The organism is Thiohalocapsa sp., from assembly GCF_019695415.1.
Lineage (GTDB): Bacteria > Pseudomonadota > Gammaproteobacteria > Chromatiales > Chromatiaceae > Thiohalocapsa.
In genome coordinates, this window is the sequence record NZ_JAIFKJ010000308.1 from 1 (window position 1) to 1322 (window position 1322).

Consider the following 1322-nt stretch of genomic DNA (forward strand, 5'->3'; position numbering starts at 1 on the left):
CCACGGGCGCTGGTGCGCGAGCACTTCCCCCCTGCTGTGGTGCGCCTGCCCGCGGCCGCATGGCCCGCCGGCGAGCCGCTGCCGGATTACGCCTTCCGCGGCGAGCACGAGATCGAGCTGCAAACCGACGAGGTGCAGCCGGTGCTCGAATACCTGGAGCGCATCGGCGCCGGGCTCACGGCATTGCGGGTGGAGACACCGACTTTGGAGGACCTGTTCCTCAAGCTGACCGGGCATTCGCTTCGCGCTTAGGGGCGAGTGACAAATACTCAGTAACGAGTTACGAGTACCGAGGAGCGCGGTGCGAGGCCGCGCCCCTAGCCCCTCGAACCTCATCACTCGAAACTCGCAACTCGAAACTCTCCCTCATGTGGCACCGCATCACAGCTATCCTCATCGCCCGCAACCGCGAGTTCTACCGCGACAGCGCGGGGCTCATTTGGAACATCATGATGCCGGTGATGATGATCGTCGCGTTCGCGTTCATCTTCGGCGGCGGGCCGGATGACCTGTTCAAGGTGGGCGTGCTTGGCGACCCTGAGACCGCTGAGGCGGACACGGGCTTCTTCACGACCCCGTACATCAACTTCGTGCCCGTCTCGGAGCAGGACGCCGCTGTCACCAAGATCGCCCGCCATCAGCTGGACCTCCTGGTGGATGCCCGCGGCCCAGCCGGTGCGGTGACAGGCTACTGGGTCAACCCCGAGTCACCCAACGGCCAGATCACCGAGCGGCTGCTGCTGGGTGCCCATGCCCGCACCGACACGGCGCAGCCGGAGCGCCGGCTCGCGGCCGGCGAGGCGCTCAGCTACGCCGACTGGGTCCTACCCGGCGTGCTCGCGATGAATGTGATGTTCTCGAGCCTCTGGGGCGTCGGCTGGGTGGTGGTGCGCTACCGCAAGAACGGCGTGCTGCGCCGGCTCAAGGCGACGCCGCTGCGCCCGATGGAGTTCCTGTCTGCACAGGTCGTCTCGCGGCTGATGGTGGTCATGGCTTCCAGTGCCGTGGTCTACCTGGGCGCGCTCGCCATTCTTGACTTTCCGATGCGCGGCTCCTACGCGGCCCTGGTGCTCGTCTATCTCGCGGGCGGGCTGTGCATGGTCAGCCTGGGGCTGTTGGTGGCCTCGCGCCTGCGCACCGAAGAGCTGGCCGACGGCCTGCTCAATCTCATGGCCTGGCCCATGGTGCTGCTCTCCGGCATCTGGTTTTCTATGGAGGGCACCAGTACCGCCGCGCAGTGGCTCTCGCAGCTCATGCCGCTCAAGCACGTGGTGGACGCCGCCCGCGGCATCATGATCGACGGGGCCGGCGTGGCGGACGTG

1 protein-coding gene and 1 pseudogene are annotated in these 1322 nt (G+C 67.0%); both read left to right on the forward strand.

The features are described 5' to 3' along the window. Positions 1–252, forward strand: a pseudogene (locus I6U14_RS08975) (ABC transporter ATP-binding protein); the annotation flags it as partial. Between the two features lie 116 nt (positions 253–368). Further along, positions 369–1322: ABC transporter permease (locus I6U14_RS08980; RefSeq protein WP_296898605.1), on the forward strand; the 954-nt coding region annotated here is incomplete at its 3' end.